The organism is Rhizobium sp. TAL182 (assembly GCF_002117725.1).
GTDB lineage: Bacteria > Pseudomonadota > Alphaproteobacteria > Rhizobiales > Rhizobiaceae > Rhizobium > Rhizobium esperanzae.
In genome coordinates this window covers 3,882,655-3,896,044 of record NZ_CP021024.1, presented here as the reverse complement: position 1 = coordinate 3,896,044, position 13,390 = coordinate 3,882,655, and the positions used below count along the sequence as shown (strand labels likewise).

Genomic DNA, 13,390 nt, shown 5'->3' with positions numbered 1-13,390 from the left:
GCGCTGTCAGCTCTTTTGATTTTTCGCGGCGACCCATTGCGAAGGCACGGACGGGAACGCCGCCTGGGACACCAAGATGAGCACATTCGAATTCCTATGGCAGGGGATCCTGGTTGCGATGCAGCCGATGAACCTGGTTTATGCGCTGGTCGGCGTGACGCTCGGCACTGCCGTCGGCGTCTTGCCCGGCATTGGCCCGGCGCTCACCGTGGCGCTGCTGTTGCCGGCCACCTACAAGCTCGATCCGGGCGGCTCGCTGATCATGTTCGCCGGCATCTATTACGGCGGCATGTATGGCGGTTCGACGACGTCGATCCTGCTCAACACGCCGGGTGAAAGCGCCTCGATCGTCACCGCGCTCGAGGGCAACAAGATGGCGCGCGCCGGGCGCGGCGGACCGGCGCTGGCGACGGCGGCGATCGGCTCCTTCGTCGCCGGGCTCATCGCGACGCTCGGGCTCGCCTTCATCGCGCCCTATATCGTCAAGCTGGCGCTGGTCTTCGGGCCGCGTGAATATTTCGCGCTGATGGTGCTCGCCTTCGTTACCGTCTCCTCCGCCTTTGGGGATTCGGCGCTGCGAGGCCTGACCGCGCTGTTCATCGGTTTCGCGCTTGCCATGGTCGGCATCGACCAGCAGACGGGGCAGGCCAGGCTTTCCTTCGGCATCCCGGACCTGCTCGACGGCGTGGAGGTGACGACGCTTGCCGTGGCGATGTTCGCGATCGGCGAGACGCTCTATATCGCAGCGCAGGGCAACCGGGCCGCGGAGCAGGTAGAGGCGGTCAAGGGTTCGCTCTGGATGAACGCGCAGGACTGGTCACGCTCCTGGAAGCCCTGGCTTCGCGGCACGCTGATCGGCTTCCCGATCGGCGCGATGCCGGCCGGCGGCGCTGAAATCGGCACGTTCCTGTCCTACTCGACCGAAAAGCGGCTGGCGAAGAACCCGGAAGAGTTCGGCCATGGCGCGATCGAGGGCGTGGCCGGACCGGAGGCGGCGAACAATGCGTCCGCCGCCGGCACGCTGGTGCCCCTCCTGACCCTCGGCCTGCCGACGACGGCGACGGCGGCAATCATGCTCGCCGGCTTCCAGCAATACGGATTGCAGCCGGGGCCGCTCCTGTTTGCCACCAATCCGCAGCTCGTCTGGGGGCTGATCGCCAGCCTGCTCATCGCCAATGCGATGCTGCTCGTCCTGAACCTGCCGATGATCGGGCTCTGGGTGCGGCTGCTGACGATACCGAAGCCGTGGCTCTATGCCGGCATCCTGCTGTTTGCGACGCTCGGAACGATCGGCGCCAATCCTTCCGTGTTCGAGCTCGGCATGCTGCTCGCCTTCGGCCTGCTCGGCTATGTGATGCGGCTCTTCGGCTATCCGATCGCGCCTGCCGTCGTCGGCCTGATCCTCGGGCCGCTGGCCGAGCAGCAGCTGCGCCGCGCGCTGGCGATCAGCCAGGGCGATGTGACGACGCTGGTGATGTCACCGATCGCGGCAGGCCTTCTCATCGTTGCGGCGGCCGCTTTCCTGATCCCGCTGATCCTGCGCATCCGCGGTCGGGGCCAGGTGCTGTCGCAACTGGCGGCAAACGAAGACTAGAAAAAGACAACCTTACCCCTGCCTCAAGGCCGGCCATGGAAACATGCGCCGGCCTCTTCTTTTGCATGGCTGCGGTGATTTTACGTGCATTGTCGATGCGACAGCGCACTGCCATCTCTGAGTGGTCAATTAGAGTAAGAGGAACAGGACAATGTCCGCCATCCGCAATTCGGTCCACGCCGGTTTCCTGGGCCGCGCATTTGCTGCGCTGAGCGCCGCCAACGCCGTCAGCGCTGCTGTCGAAGCCGGTCGCCGTCCGCGCGCCCGCGACCTCAAGGAGCTCGGCATCGATCCGGCTTCCTTCGGTCAGGTCATCCGCTAAGCCGTTCAAGCCATGCAGGAATGAAACAGCCCGCAACCGGATGGTCGCGGGCTTTATTTTTGTCCGAGTGACAGCCGCGACGCTGAGGCGCGTCGCGACCTTCAATTGTCTGCCACGTCAGGCGTGAAGTTCTTCCTGCCGGGGGGCATGATCTTCCCGCTCGCGCCTGTTGTGGCGGATGGATGACCAGAGCGACAGGCCGATCAGGGCCGCGCCGCCAAGGCCGGTGATCACCTCGGGAATATGCACCAGGGTCTGCGCATACATGATCACTGCGAGGATCAGGATGGCATAGAAAGCGCCATGTTCGAGATAGCGGTATTCGGCAAGCGTTCCCTTCTCCACCAGCATGATGGTCATCGAGCGCACGTACATGGCGCCGATGCCGAGGCCGATCGCGATGACGAAGAGATTCTGCGTCAAGGCGAAGGCGCCGATGACGCCGTCGAAGGAGAAGCTGGCATCCAGCACCTCCAGATAGATGAAGGCGCCGAGACCGCCCTTGGCGGCAGCGCTCATCGTCTGCTGCGACGCATCGAGCAACTCGCCGACGACCTCGACCGCGAGAAAGGTCAGCAGGCCGTAGATGGCGCAATGGACGAAGACGCTGGCCTCCTCCTCGCCAATCAGCCAGGAGAAGACAAGCATCAGCGCCAGCACGAAGGCGATCTCGATGCCCCTGATGGTCGCAGAGCGCGCCATCACCTTCTCCAGGCCGCGAAGCCAATGGATCTTCTTCTCATGGTCGAAGAAATAGCTGAGGCCGACCATCATCAGGAAGGTGCCGCCGAAGGCTGCGATCGGCAGATGCGCATCATTCATAATGCGGGCATATTCCTCGGGTTCGCGGGCGGCCAGCACCAAGGCATCCCAGGGGCCGATGCGCGCGGCGATCGCGACGATCGCCAGAGGGAAGACGATGCGCATGCCGAAAACGGCAATGATGATGCCCCAGGTGAGGAATCGCTTTTGCCAGATCGGCGTCATCTCCTTCAGCTTGTTGGCGTTGACAATGGCGTTGTCGAAGGAGAGCGAGATCTCCAGCACCGCAAGCACGGCACAGATGAAGAAGACGGTCGCCATGCCGCCGATCGTGCCGGTTGTCTGCCAACCAAGCACAGCGCCGAGAACAAGGCCGATAGCCGTGACGATGAAGGCCCAGCGGAAATAGCCGAGCGAGGATTTGGTGGTCTGGGACTGGTTCATGGCCGCACCTCGCAGCAAGGCTTGCTGGAGAGGGTAGAAATAGTGGAAAAACGCGGCATGCCACAACGGGCATGCTGACGAGGCATGGTGAGCTTTTTCATCGATGAAAAATCCGCCGGCTGAGTTGCAGGCGGTACCGACATCACGAGAGCGCCGTAAAAACTCTCGCCAGAGGGGCCCGGCACCAATGTTCCCCGTAGCCGATGTCTGGAAGGCTGCGGGATAAGCCTTAGGTAATCTACTTCCCAAACCAGTCAAGGCCAAACGCCCCACGTAAAACCGCATAATTTCGGGAACCATCCGCCCCCCCGCTCGTTAAACCCTGGTTGAGCTGAAAAGGATGCGGATGATGCACACTTCGACCCATATTCCCGATAAACGTACAGAGGCATCCGACCGCATGAAGCGGGCAAAGCCAAACCGCATGCAGAAGGCACAGGTGCTGCCGCCGCATCACGTCGACCTGACGCTGACCCCTGGCGTCTACCACGACATTCACGTGCCGGCACATGTGAGCGGTGCGGACCTCTCGAAGGGTGGTCCCGACATCAAAGGCCATGCGAAAACCAAGAAATAACGGCTATTCCGGAAGCCGCCTCGGCGTGCTGATGGTCGATTCGAAACAGGGTGAGAAACATATGACAATGAACTTTGTGCCCCGAGATATTGTTATTCGGCACGAAAATGAATGGCAGGCCATCCGCGAGGGGGCCGACAAGCGCATCGAGATCGGCAAACGCAAACAGCCGATCGGTTCGCCCATCAGCGGCGCGGCATCGGCCGGGAAAAACGAGCCTTCGGCCTCACGTCCGGAATAAGCGGAAGATAGTTTTGCAGAGATAGGCGCCCGGCGATGCCGGGCGTTTCGCTGTCTAGCGAATCGACACGCCGTCAAAGATAACCGGCTCACGCCAACCTTTCGGAAAGGATTGGGCAGCGATAATCCCGGCCTCACGGGATTCGAACAGATGGCCAAGACAGCGACACGCGGCCGCCGGAAGGCGCCGGCGAGAGGAAAGAGCAGAGCGCGCAGCCGCGGCGGATTGCTGCCCTGGGCAGTGATCGGCATTGCCGCGATCGGCGGCATCGTCGCTCACGACAATTGGAAGAGCCTTCGGCCTATGCTTGAACGGCAGTCGGCGCCGATCGCACGGGAAATGGCGGAGCCGAGACCTGTCGCCAGGAAGGATGTGCCGCCGAAGCAGGTGGCGCTTGCCGCACCGACTCCGAGAGCCGCGCTGCAGCCGCAGCCGCTGCCGCCGGCCGCAATCCCGACGCCGGCCATCCAGCCGGTCAAGGCGGTGCCGGCCCCGGCCTCTCCCGGGGCTCAGCAGACGGCGACGGGCGCCTTCGGCTATTGCGGGCAGGGCGCGCACATCAATTGCGTCGGCGACGGCGGCGTCTTCTGGTACAAGGGCGAAAAGATCGTCATTGCCGATATGGCAAGCCCGGTGGCCGACCAGGCGCGCTGCGATGACGAACGCAGGGTGGCCTTTGCCGCGAAGCTGCGCCTACTGGCGCTTCTGAACGCCGGCCCCTTCACCATCGATGCCGCCGGAAAGACCGAGGCCTCAGGCGCGCCGCGGATCGTTTCGCGCGACGGGCGCTCTTTTGGCGTGCAGCTGATCAAGGAAGGGCTGGCGCGCCAGCCGGGGGGCGGCGGCGCGTGGTGCGCCGCCTGAGCTATTTCCCCTTTTTCACCAGCTTGCCGCCGGTGCGGAAGCTGCCGGTGAAGGAGGAGTCCTTGCTTTCGGCGGTGCATTCGATCGCGATCGGCTCGCCGGCGTAGGGATTGCCGAAGGTGCAGAAGCCGGCGACCTTGACCTGGCCGGTCATCTTGTTGCCGACGCCCGTCGTGACGAGGCTCAACGGCAGGCGAGCATTGCCGTTGGAGGCTGGCTTGATGCCGCTGCCATCGCCCTGGAAGCCGAGCGCCTTTCCATCTGAAGTGAAGATGAAGGTCACCGAACCGTTGGCCAGCGTGACGCTGGCAAGCTCGTTTTTGCAGCCCTTGGTGGCGTCAAACTTGGCGACGACCAGTCTGGCGCATTTGCCGGAAAGCGTAATGACGCCAGGAGCGCCGGGAAATGTCTCAGGCGGGGAGGCCGGCGCGGCGGAGGCTGGCAAGGCGAGGACGGCGGCAACAAAGCCGGCGGCAACAAGCGCGGATAACTTCATTTCGATCTCAAGTCCCATGTCCTGGCGAGGCGAATCACCGCTTCACCTTCGATTCGCCATGGCATGGCTCTGTGTCCGAAATTTGGTTCCGTGCAGCATAAAGATTCCGCCGATCGCCGACGGGCCGAACGTCGGCTGAGCTTGCTGGCATAATTTGCGGGACATCGGCAAGGGAGCGATGTGACGCCCAATAATGGCGGCGCTCATCAAGCGCCTGCCGTCTTGGACTTCTGGTCAAGGGGGAATGGGCCCGGCAGGGAAGTCCAGGCCCATTCTTTCCCGATCGGAGGTCAGTCAGATCAGGAATGAATAGCTGCCGGTCTGACCGGCAGTCTTGATTAGAACGAACGCTGCAGGCGGAAGTAGCCCGAGGTGGAGTCGTCGCCGTCTTCCGGATCGAGGTACTGAACCGAAGCCTTGGCGTAGAAGTTGTCGACGATCTGGTAATCAACCGTCAGGCCAACCTTCCAGGCATCTCCGTCGTTGAATTCGCCAGCGGTGACACCGTAGTCGCTGTAGTACTGAACACCAGGGGTGATCTTGAGCTTGTCGGTTGCCTTGATGGCGTATTCGGCAGCGATCGCCCATTCAGCCTTGTTGTAATAGGCGTTGGGATTGGATGCATAGACAACTGCGAGGCCGAGCGTGCCCGGACCAACAGCAACCGTACCCATGGCGCGGACGGCGCCTTCTTCGTTGTCGGTGTCGTAACCGGCAGTGATCTGGTAGCTGAAGATACCGGCCTTGCCGCCGAGACCGACGGCAACGCCGACGTTGTTGGCGGTTTCGTCGTTGTAGAACGGGCCGTCTTCCAGCTCGTCGACGCTGATGCCAGCGTAGAAGGCGTCGGTTTCGTACTGATAACGGATGGAGTTATGCAGCGTGACCGGAGAACCGATGTCGTCGGTTTCGCCCGAGAGACCGTCGTCCCACCAGCTGTAGAACAGACCAGCGCGGAAGCCTGCGATGTCGAGGTAAGCGGAGTCGAGCTTGGCGTTCTGGTCGGTGGCATTGTCAGCATTGAACTGCATGACGATGACGCCGGTCAGCGGACCGTATTCCGTGTCGCTCTTGGCGGTGAACTGAACCTGGCCGCGAGTGACGGCATCCCAGTCGGAGTCGTTAGCGCGCGTCAGCGAATTGCCAACCCGATCGCCAACGTTAACCTGGAAACGGATGTAGCCGTTGATCTTCAGGCAGGTTTCCGTGCCCGGGATGTAGAAGTAGCCGGTGCCGTAAGCGTCGCAGACGCGAACATATTCAACCGGTTCCGGTTCTGCGGCGACGATAGCGTCAGCGGCCTGAGCGCCGGATACTGCTGCGAGAGCAGCAGCGGAGCCGAGAAGAAGGCTCTTGATGTTCATGGAATAACCTCCAGTTCAGATGCGAGAGGATGAAGACCGTTGCCATCGGCAGTCCCTACGTGTCTTCACCCCGTGTGATCGAAGCGGCACCTTTTTAGCTCGGTGTCTGCCTCGCCGCGGAAGTTACATAAGGGTTGTTGCACCGCAACGTGATTGTCGATCATGACAACACGCAGCATCGCTATGTTGCTGAAATCACACGCGTTTTGTCACAAACTCGTCATCTGTTTGTCACAAAAATCATACTTTTGAACTCCGAGCAACGAGGGGCTGAGCACTCAGCAATGGTATGCAATTGATGCTGGCGTGAGCACATCCTTATATGCGGGCGCGCCGCAGCCGCCCTCTGTATGACTCGGGTAAAACCGGACAGTTGCTGGCCTTTTCCACCGGTTGCTATGGTGAAGATGGAAGTCAGGCCGCAGTGGGGTGACGGCTTGCAAGTTCGTTCGTGCAGCACTTTGTGGGCGCAGGTGCCGTGGAAGCCGGCGAGGCGAGGGGCGGAAAAACTGCGGCGCTGCCGGTCGAGAATTAATCCCTGCCTTTGACCCCACCCGTTTGCGAGAGGCGAACGCCCCATACGCCGGATCGGCAAAAATTCACATGGTTTAGTGACCGAATTTGGCTTGGCCACTCTCAGGAGGTGCATCCCTGTGGGGGACAGTGGTCAACCATCCATACCCTGCAAATCACTCCAGAATAGCTTCCTTGCGCGCCACATTGCCGCTCACATCGATGTCGCTGCCCAGCATCGCGCTGCCGGTCAGATCAACGCCGTAGTCCAGGAGGTTTTGTCGCGTCAGATGGAGCATCACCCGGCCAGCCTGCTCGACCGGCCTGCCTCGCAGGTGAGATACGACATATTCGGCAGTGACGGGGTAGCGTCCCTGGGGAAGGCTGACACCTTCTGCCAGCGAAATCTTGTCGTTGGACACCACGAGAGTTTTGCGTCGTTTAATGACCTGCGCCACGCTGAGAACTCCTATTGGCAGGTTTATCGAACCTGCGGGCCACTATGTAAAAAGGCCTCTCGATTTCTCGAAAGGCCTTTGCTTTTCAGCGAATTAGGATGGTGGGCGTGACAGGGATTGAACCTGTGACCCCTACGATGTCAACGTAGTGCTCTCCCGCTGAGCTACACGCCCATCCGATGGCGGCGCATAGATCACAAAACCTTCGGAGCCGTCAATAGGCTTTTTTCAGTTTTGTGACGCGCCGCCCGACAAGCCTTACGCGGCAAGCATTTTATTGACCTCGTCGACGAGGTCGCGCAGGTGGAAAGGCTTGGAAAGGACCTTGGCATCCTTCGGCGCCTTCGAATCGGGGTTCAGCGCCACGGCGGCAAAACCGGTGATGAACATCACCTTCAGATCGGGATCGAGTTCGGTGGCGCGGCGCGCCAGCTCGATGCCGTCCATTTCGGGCATGACGATATCGGTCAGCAGCAGGGAAAACGGCTCCTCGCGCAGCCGGTCGTAGGCGCTGGCGCCATTGTCGTAAGAAAGGACCTTGTAGCCGGCCTTTTCGAGCGCTTTCACCAGGAAACGGCGCATATCATTGTCGTCTTCGGCGAGAAGTATCTTCTGAGTCATCAATCCAGACCGCTAATCAATAGGTTTTGGGTGGGCTGCCAGCCGTCTACACTAGTCTTTGCCCGGTAAACAACCGGTGAATTGCCTGTGCGTGATGGTCATCCCTTCTACATAGTATGGACTTGAGGGCGGGCAACTGGCAACATGGCCGAAGCAGTCAGTTCAGGACATGGTAAAGAGGGCCGAAAGTGCCGGAAATCCGCGAATACGAGCTTTTTGAGGTTCATGAGCCCGTGTCGCAGACCATTCCCTTCGTCTACAACTCCCCGCATAGCGGCCGCATTTATCCACCAGAATTCATCGCGCAATCGAGGCTCGAAGGCATCGCCATCCGCCGTTCCGAGGATCATTACGTCGATGAGCTCTTCGGCTCGGCCGTCACTCTCGGCGCACCGCTTCTCGCCGCCAACTTTCCGCGCGCCTATCTCGACGTCAACCGCGAGCCCTACGAGCTCGATCCCAGGATGTTCGACGGGCTGCTGCCGCCCTATGCCAATGTCAATTCGCTGAGGGTCGCCGGCGGGCTCGGCACCATTCCGCGCATCGTTGCCGAGAATATGGAGATCTATGCGCGGCGCCTGCCGGTGCAGGAGGGGCTGGATCGGGTCGAAGCGGTCTACAAGCCTTACCATGCGGCGCTGCGCCGACTGATTGCCCGCACCCATGTGCAGTTCGGCTTCGGCGTGCTGATCGATTGCCATTCGATGCCCGGCAATGTGCGCGTCGCCGGTTGCACCGGACGGCCCGATTTCATTATCGGCGATCGCTACGGCACCAGCGCTTCGGCCGAACTTTCGCGCGCCGCCATCGCTATCCTTGAGGAAATGGGCTTTGCGGCGATCCGCAACAAGCCCTATGCCGGCGGTTTCATCACCGAACATTACGGCCGCCCCTCGCGCGGCCTGCATGCATTGCAGATCGAGGTGAACCGGGCGATCTATGTCGACGAGGTGACGCTGGAGAAGCGCGAGGATTTTGCCGCGGTGGCCGAGGCCGTGACGGCCTTCATGCAGCAGATGGCGGATTACGTCGAAAAGTTCGCCGGTGACCGGGCGCTGGCCGCCGAGTAAATCTACAATTTCCTGATTCTCCGCTTGCCTCCCCAGGCCAAAAAAAACCGCGCTTGTCAGCGCGGCTAAGTCTAGGGAGGAAACACCCAAGGAGGGTATTTACAGTCAGAAGACTGTAATGATGACGCTACTATTGCGTTGCACAAATGTCAAGCAATATATTGCGCTGCGATATCTTTGGGCAATTCGCCTGAAGTTGGCTGCTTCGTTTGCATTCCCGCTCGTTTTCGCTATGAAAGCGCATTCCCGCCAGCCAAACGGTGTCACCATGCTTCCTGACCGTTCATTCTTCAATCGTCTGGCAGAGGTCGCCCGCGCCGAGACGCTGCCCCGCTTCCGATCCGGCCTCGACGTCACGAACAAACTTTCTTCCGGCTTCGATCCGGTGACGGAGGGCGATCGGGCGGCCGAGCTCGCCATCCGCGCGCTGATCGAGGAGAATTTCCCCGACCACGGCATTCTCGGCGAGGAGCACGGCGATGTCGGGCTCGACCGGGACTATGTCTGGGTGATCGATCCGATCGACGGCACGCGCGCCTTCATATCGGGCGTGCCGGTCTGGGGAACGCTGATCGGTCTGCAGAAGGAAGGCCGGGCGATCATGGGCATGATCGAGCAGCCCTTTACCGGCGAACGTTATTTCGCCGACGAGAACGGCTCGATCTATACCGGCCCGGAGGGTGAAAGGCGGCTGGTGACCCGCCAGTGCGAGGCGCTTTCGAGCGCCATTCTGTTCACGACCTCGCCACATCTCTTCGCCGGCGGGGAGATTGAGAAATACCGCGAGATCGAGGATCAGGTGCGGCTCTTCCGCTATGGATGCGACTGCTATGCCTATGCGCTGCTTGCCGCCGGCCATATCGATCTCGTCATCGAAAACGGACTGAAACCCTATGACGTCGGCGGCATCATTCCCGTCATCGAGGGGGCGGGCGGCATCATCACCACCTGGGACGGCGGACGCCCTGAAAACGGCGGCTCGATCATCGCCGCCGGCAGCCGCGCGGTCTACGAGCAGGCAATCGCCATCCTGCAGCGCTGAACCCGGGCTCGGCAAAGCCGATGCCCCGGGTCGGCAAAGCCGATTCTGCTGGCGGCTCGGTTGATCCGGCTCAGGTGCCGAGGGCGGCGACATCATGGTTTTCCTCGGCATCGCTGCCGGGAATGAAGGCGTGGAACGCCGCCAGCGCCGCGGCGCGATAGATATCCCGTTCCTGGAAGATCTCATGGCGGGCGCCGTTGATCGGCACCAGCTGGCCGGCGCGGAAATAACGCGAGAGCCGCTCCTGTGCCGTGTAGGGCACGACGCCGTCACGTGTCGGGGCGATGACGATGGTCGGGATGGTGATCGAGAAGAGGTGCTTGGGCGAGGTGACCCGGTCCATGGTCCGGAAGGCTTCACTCAGCCAGCGGGCCGTCGGCGGCCCGAGCGTCAGTTCCGGGTGGGCCTTCATCATCGCAACATTGCGCTCGAAGCGGGTTTCGTCCGAGGTCAACGGATTGTCGCGGAAATCCGGCTCCTTCAGCTTCGAGGTCAGCGGCATGAAGCCGAGGCCGGCGGCCGTCAGCGCGCCGGCGAAGGTGCGGATGACGCGGGGCGAGGCCGACTGGCCGGTCAGGCCGATGAAGGGAGCCGATAGCACCATGCGGTCGATGCGGGTGGTGAGATAGGGGGCGGCCGACAGCGCAATCAGTCCGCCGGTGGAATGACCGAGCAGGTAGAAGGGCAGTCGGGTGTCCGGCAGCACTATCTTTTCGAGGAAGGTGTCGAGGTCGCGCTCGTAATCGGAAAAGCGGCGGATATGGCCGTGATTGCGGCGCTTGAGGAGCCGCGACGAACCGCCCTGACCACGCAGGTCGAAGGTCGCGACCCAGAGGCCCTTGCTTGTCAGGTCGCGGATCGTCTCGAAATATTTTTCGATATATTCGTTGCGGCCATGGATGATGACGACCGTGCCCTTGGCGACCTGGGCGCCAGAACGGAAAACGGCGTAACGCAGCCGGTGGCCGTCATGGGTTTCGAAGAACCCTTCGGTGCGGTTTTCCGGGGCAGGATTGTCGGGCGTCGAATAGAGAACCTGATCCATGACTTGCCAATGCGCCGCTGCTGAATGCTTTCCTATCAGGGATAGCGCATGGCGCCCGGCTTGGAAAGCGGGGGAAAAAGGGCCGGCGGGAGCGTGAGGGCGCTCGCGGCCGGCCCAAGTTTAGACTGAAGAAGAAGGGACGATGCACTTCAGCCATCGGGGCCAGTGTCACCCGACATCGTCATTTCTAGGCAGGCATGTCTGAACGCCTACCGAACCGGCCGTTCACGCGCGGTTCACGGCCGGTCGAGGGGATTTCGAAAAGGTCTTGAACTCCCCGAATCGCATCACCATCTCCATCCTGCGGGTGCCAAAAGGGCCCGCGCAACCGTCCCGAGACCGCCAAGATGGGGTTTCAGGGCATTTTATCGCAACACGTCGCTTCCCTAGGAGGACATCATGCGTCACGTAGACTTCTCTCCCCTTTATCGTTCGACGGTCGGTTTCGACCGGCTCTTCACCATGCTCGACAGCCTTGCTCAGCCGGAGCAGGCGCAGACCTATCCGCCCTATAATATCGAGCGCACCGGTGAAAACACCTATCGCATCACCATGGCGGTCGCCGGTTTCGACGAGACCGAACTTTCGATCGAAGCCCATGCCCATGTGCTGTCCGTGAAGGGTGAAAAGAACGAGGATACCGCCGAAGGCGGCGAATTCCTCTATCGCGGCATTGCCAAGCGCGCCTTCGAGCGCCGCTTCCAGCTCGCCGACCATGTCGAGGTGACCGCAGCTTCGCTGAAGAACGGCCTGCTTCACATCGATCTTCTGCGCAACATTCCCGAGGCTATGAAGCCCCGCAAGATCACGATTGCCGCCGAGCCGGTCGAGGCTCCGAAGGCGATCGAGGCGCAGGTCATCAACGATTAACAGCTGTTCCTCAGGGACAATGGACGGCGCTCCGATCGGGGCGCCGTTTTTTATTGCCGTTCATCTTATTGTTCAGGCCGGGCTGGCGGCATCCTTCATCTGCTGTTCCGTTACCCGCCGGGCTGCCGCTGCGGCATATTTCTGGGCGATGACGGCGCAGACCATCAGCTGAATCTGGTGGAAGAGCATCAGGGGAAGCACGATCGCACCAATCGATTGGCCGGCGAAGATGACGTTTGCCATCGGCACGCCGCTTGCCAGGCTCTTCTTCGAACCGCAGAAGGTGATGGTGATCTCGTCAGACTTGTCGAAGCCCAGCCAGCGGCTGCCGAACATCGTCAAAACAAGCACAAACGCCAGAAGCACGACGTCGGCGACGACGACAACGGCAATGTCGGCAATCGAGAAAGTGTGCCACAGTCCTTCGACGATCGCCGTCGAGAAGGCGAGATAGACCACCATCAGGATCGAACCGCGGTCGACCGGCATCAGAATCTTCTTCTTGGCGCGAATCCAATCGCCAATCCAGGGCTGCAGGATCTGGCCAACGATAAAGGGGGCAAGCAGCTGCAGCAGGATCTGCTGAAGCGCGTCGAAGGAGAAGCCGCCATGGCCGCCGACGGAAAAGAGCAGGCCGACCAGCAGTGGCGTCAGGAACATGCCGAAAATGTTCGAGGCTGAGGCCGAGCAGATCGCGGCGGGCACGTTGCCGCCGGCCATCGAGGTGAAGGCGATCGACGACTGCACCGTCGACGGCAGCACGCAGAGGAAGAGAATGCCGAGATAAAGCGGCCGTGGCAGGATCGCGTCGGGGATGAAGCCGAGCCCGAGCCCGAGCAGCGGGAAGATGCCGAAGGTCGTCAGCAGGATGATCAGATGCAGCCGCCAGTGCAGCAGACCAGCAATGACGACGCCACGAGAAAGGCGCGCGCCGTGCAGGAAAAACAAAGCCGCGATGGCAATATCGGTGGCGATGCCGAAATAATCCGCAAAACTGCCGCTCGCCGGAAACAGGGAGGCGAGGATGACGGTGCAGACGAGCAGGATCGTGAACGTATCTGGCAGAAAGCGGCGCATGACGGTCTCGCAGCAATAAGGCAACCATTG

At 61.3% G+C, this 13,390-nt stretch carries 15 protein-coding genes and 1 tRNA gene; 8 read left to right on the top strand and 8 right to left on the bottom strand.

Translation table 11 applies throughout. The features are described 5' to 3' along the window. The first annotated feature begins 76 nt into the window (after positions 1-76). Both Tal182_RS19500 and Tal182_RS32345 read left to right on the top strand, forming a co-directional pair. Positions 77-1,594, top strand: a complete 1,518-nt coding sequence (locus tag Tal182_RS19500) for a tripartite tricarboxylate transporter permease (RefSeq protein ID WP_064804942.1) — start codon at positions 77-79, stop codon at positions 1,592-1,594. A gap of 151 nt (positions 1,595-1,745) precedes the next feature. Further along, a complete protein-coding gene (locus Tal182_RS32345; RefSeq protein ID WP_094299101.1) occupies positions 1,746-1,916 on the top strand; it encodes a hypothetical protein in 171 nt (56 codons plus the stop codon). A 117-nt stretch (positions 1,917-2,033) separates the two neighbouring features. Here Tal182_RS32345 and Tal182_RS19495 read toward each other — a convergent pair whose 3' ends face one another. Continuing rightward, positions 2,034-3,122, bottom strand: a complete 1,089-nt coding sequence (locus Tal182_RS19495) for a DUF475 domain-containing protein (protein ID WP_085860996.1) — start codon at positions 3,120-3,122, stop codon at positions 2,034-2,036. A 346-nt stretch (positions 3,123-3,468) separates the two neighbouring features. On the opposite strand from Tal182_RS19495, the gene Tal182_RS19490 reads away from it, so the two are divergent. The 3 genes from Tal182_RS19490 (at position 3,469) to Tal182_RS19480 (ending at position 4,804) form a co-directional block, all read left to right on the top strand. After that, positions 3,469-3,699 (top strand): hypothetical protein, encoded by a 231-nt coding sequence (locus tag Tal182_RS19490; RefSeq protein WP_020922260.1) that lies wholly within the window; start codon positions 3,469-3,471, stop codon positions 3,697-3,699. A 61-nt stretch (positions 3,700-3,760) separates the two neighbouring features. After that, the gene (locus Tal182_RS19485; protein ID WP_041678755.1) at positions 3,761-3,940 is read left to right on the top strand and encodes a hypothetical protein; all 180 of its coding nucleotides are present in this window, start codon (positions 3,761-3,763) and stop codon (positions 3,938-3,940) included. 150 nt (positions 3,941-4,090) lie between these two features. After that, on the top strand, positions 4,091-4,804 hold the full coding sequence (locus tag Tal182_RS19480; RefSeq protein ID WP_085860995.1) for a hypothetical protein: 714 nt from the start codon (positions 4,091-4,093) through the stop codon (positions 4,802-4,804). A 1-nt stretch (position 4,805) separates the two neighbouring features. Here Tal182_RS19480 and Tal182_RS19475 read toward each other — a convergent pair whose 3' ends face one another. The 5 genes from Tal182_RS19475 to cpdR1 all read right to left on the bottom strand — a co-directional run bounded on the left by Tal182_RS19475 (position 4,806) and on the right by cpdR1 (position 8,256). Continuing rightward, the gene (locus Tal182_RS19475; protein WP_088396255.1) at positions 4,806-5,300 is read right to left on the bottom strand and encodes a hypothetical protein; all 495 of its coding nucleotides are present in this window, start codon (positions 5,298-5,300) and stop codon (positions 4,806-4,808) included. 338 nt (positions 5,301-5,638) lie between these two features. Beyond that, entirely contained in the window at positions 5,639-6,664 is a 1,026-nt protein-coding gene (locus tag Tal182_RS19470; protein WP_085860457.1) for a porin, read from the bottom strand. Between the two features lie 689 nt (positions 6,665-7,353). Continuing rightward, complete coding sequence (locus tag Tal182_RS19465; RefSeq protein WP_245344795.1) at positions 7,354-7,635, bottom strand: hypothetical protein; 282 nt, start codon at positions 7,633-7,635, stop codon at positions 7,354-7,356. Positions 7,636-7,734: 99 nt separating this feature from the next. Then, positions 7,735-7,809, bottom strand: a tRNA-Val gene (locus tag Tal182_RS19460). 84 nt (positions 7,810-7,893) lie between these two features. After that, positions 7,894-8,256, bottom strand: a complete 363-nt coding sequence (cpdR1, locus tag Tal182_RS19455; RefSeq protein WP_003542883.1) for a response regulator CpdR1 — start codon at positions 8,254-8,256, stop codon at positions 7,894-7,896. 188 nt (positions 8,257-8,444) lie between these two features. On the opposite strand from cpdR1, the gene Tal182_RS19450 reads away from it, so the two are divergent. Then, positions 8,445-9,326: an N-formylglutamate amidohydrolase gene (locus tag Tal182_RS19450; protein ID WP_010033008.1), complete on the top strand. Its 882-nt coding sequence runs from the start codon at positions 8,445-8,447 to the stop codon at positions 9,324-9,326. A 268-nt stretch (positions 9,327-9,594) separates the two neighbouring features. Then, on the top strand, positions 9,595-10,368 hold the full coding sequence (hisN, locus tag Tal182_RS19445; RefSeq protein WP_085860994.1) for a histidinol-phosphatase: 774 nt from the start codon (positions 9,595-9,597) through the stop codon (positions 10,366-10,368). Between the two features lie 70 nt (positions 10,369-10,438). Here hisN and Tal182_RS19440 read toward each other — a convergent pair whose 3' ends face one another. Then, the gene (locus tag Tal182_RS19440) at positions 10,439-11,413 is read right to left on the bottom strand and encodes an alpha/beta hydrolase (protein ID WP_085860455.1); all 975 of its coding nucleotides are present in this window, start codon (positions 11,411-11,413) and stop codon (positions 10,439-10,441) included. A gap of 399 nt (positions 11,414-11,812) precedes the next feature. On the opposite strand from Tal182_RS19440, the gene Tal182_RS19435 reads away from it, so the two are divergent. Next, entirely contained in the window at positions 11,813-12,283 is a 471-nt protein-coding gene (locus Tal182_RS19435) for an Hsp20 family protein (RefSeq protein WP_085860454.1), read from the top strand. Between the two features lie 72 nt (positions 12,284-12,355). Here Tal182_RS19435 and Tal182_RS19430 read toward each other — a convergent pair whose 3' ends face one another. Beyond that, positions 12,356-13,360 carry a bile acid:sodium symporter family protein gene (locus tag Tal182_RS19430; protein WP_085860453.1) on the bottom strand — a complete coding sequence of 335 codons (1,005 nt, stop codon included), beginning with the start codon at positions 13,358-13,360 and terminating at the stop codon, positions 12,356-12,358. Positions 13,361-13,390 lie beyond the last annotated feature (30 nt).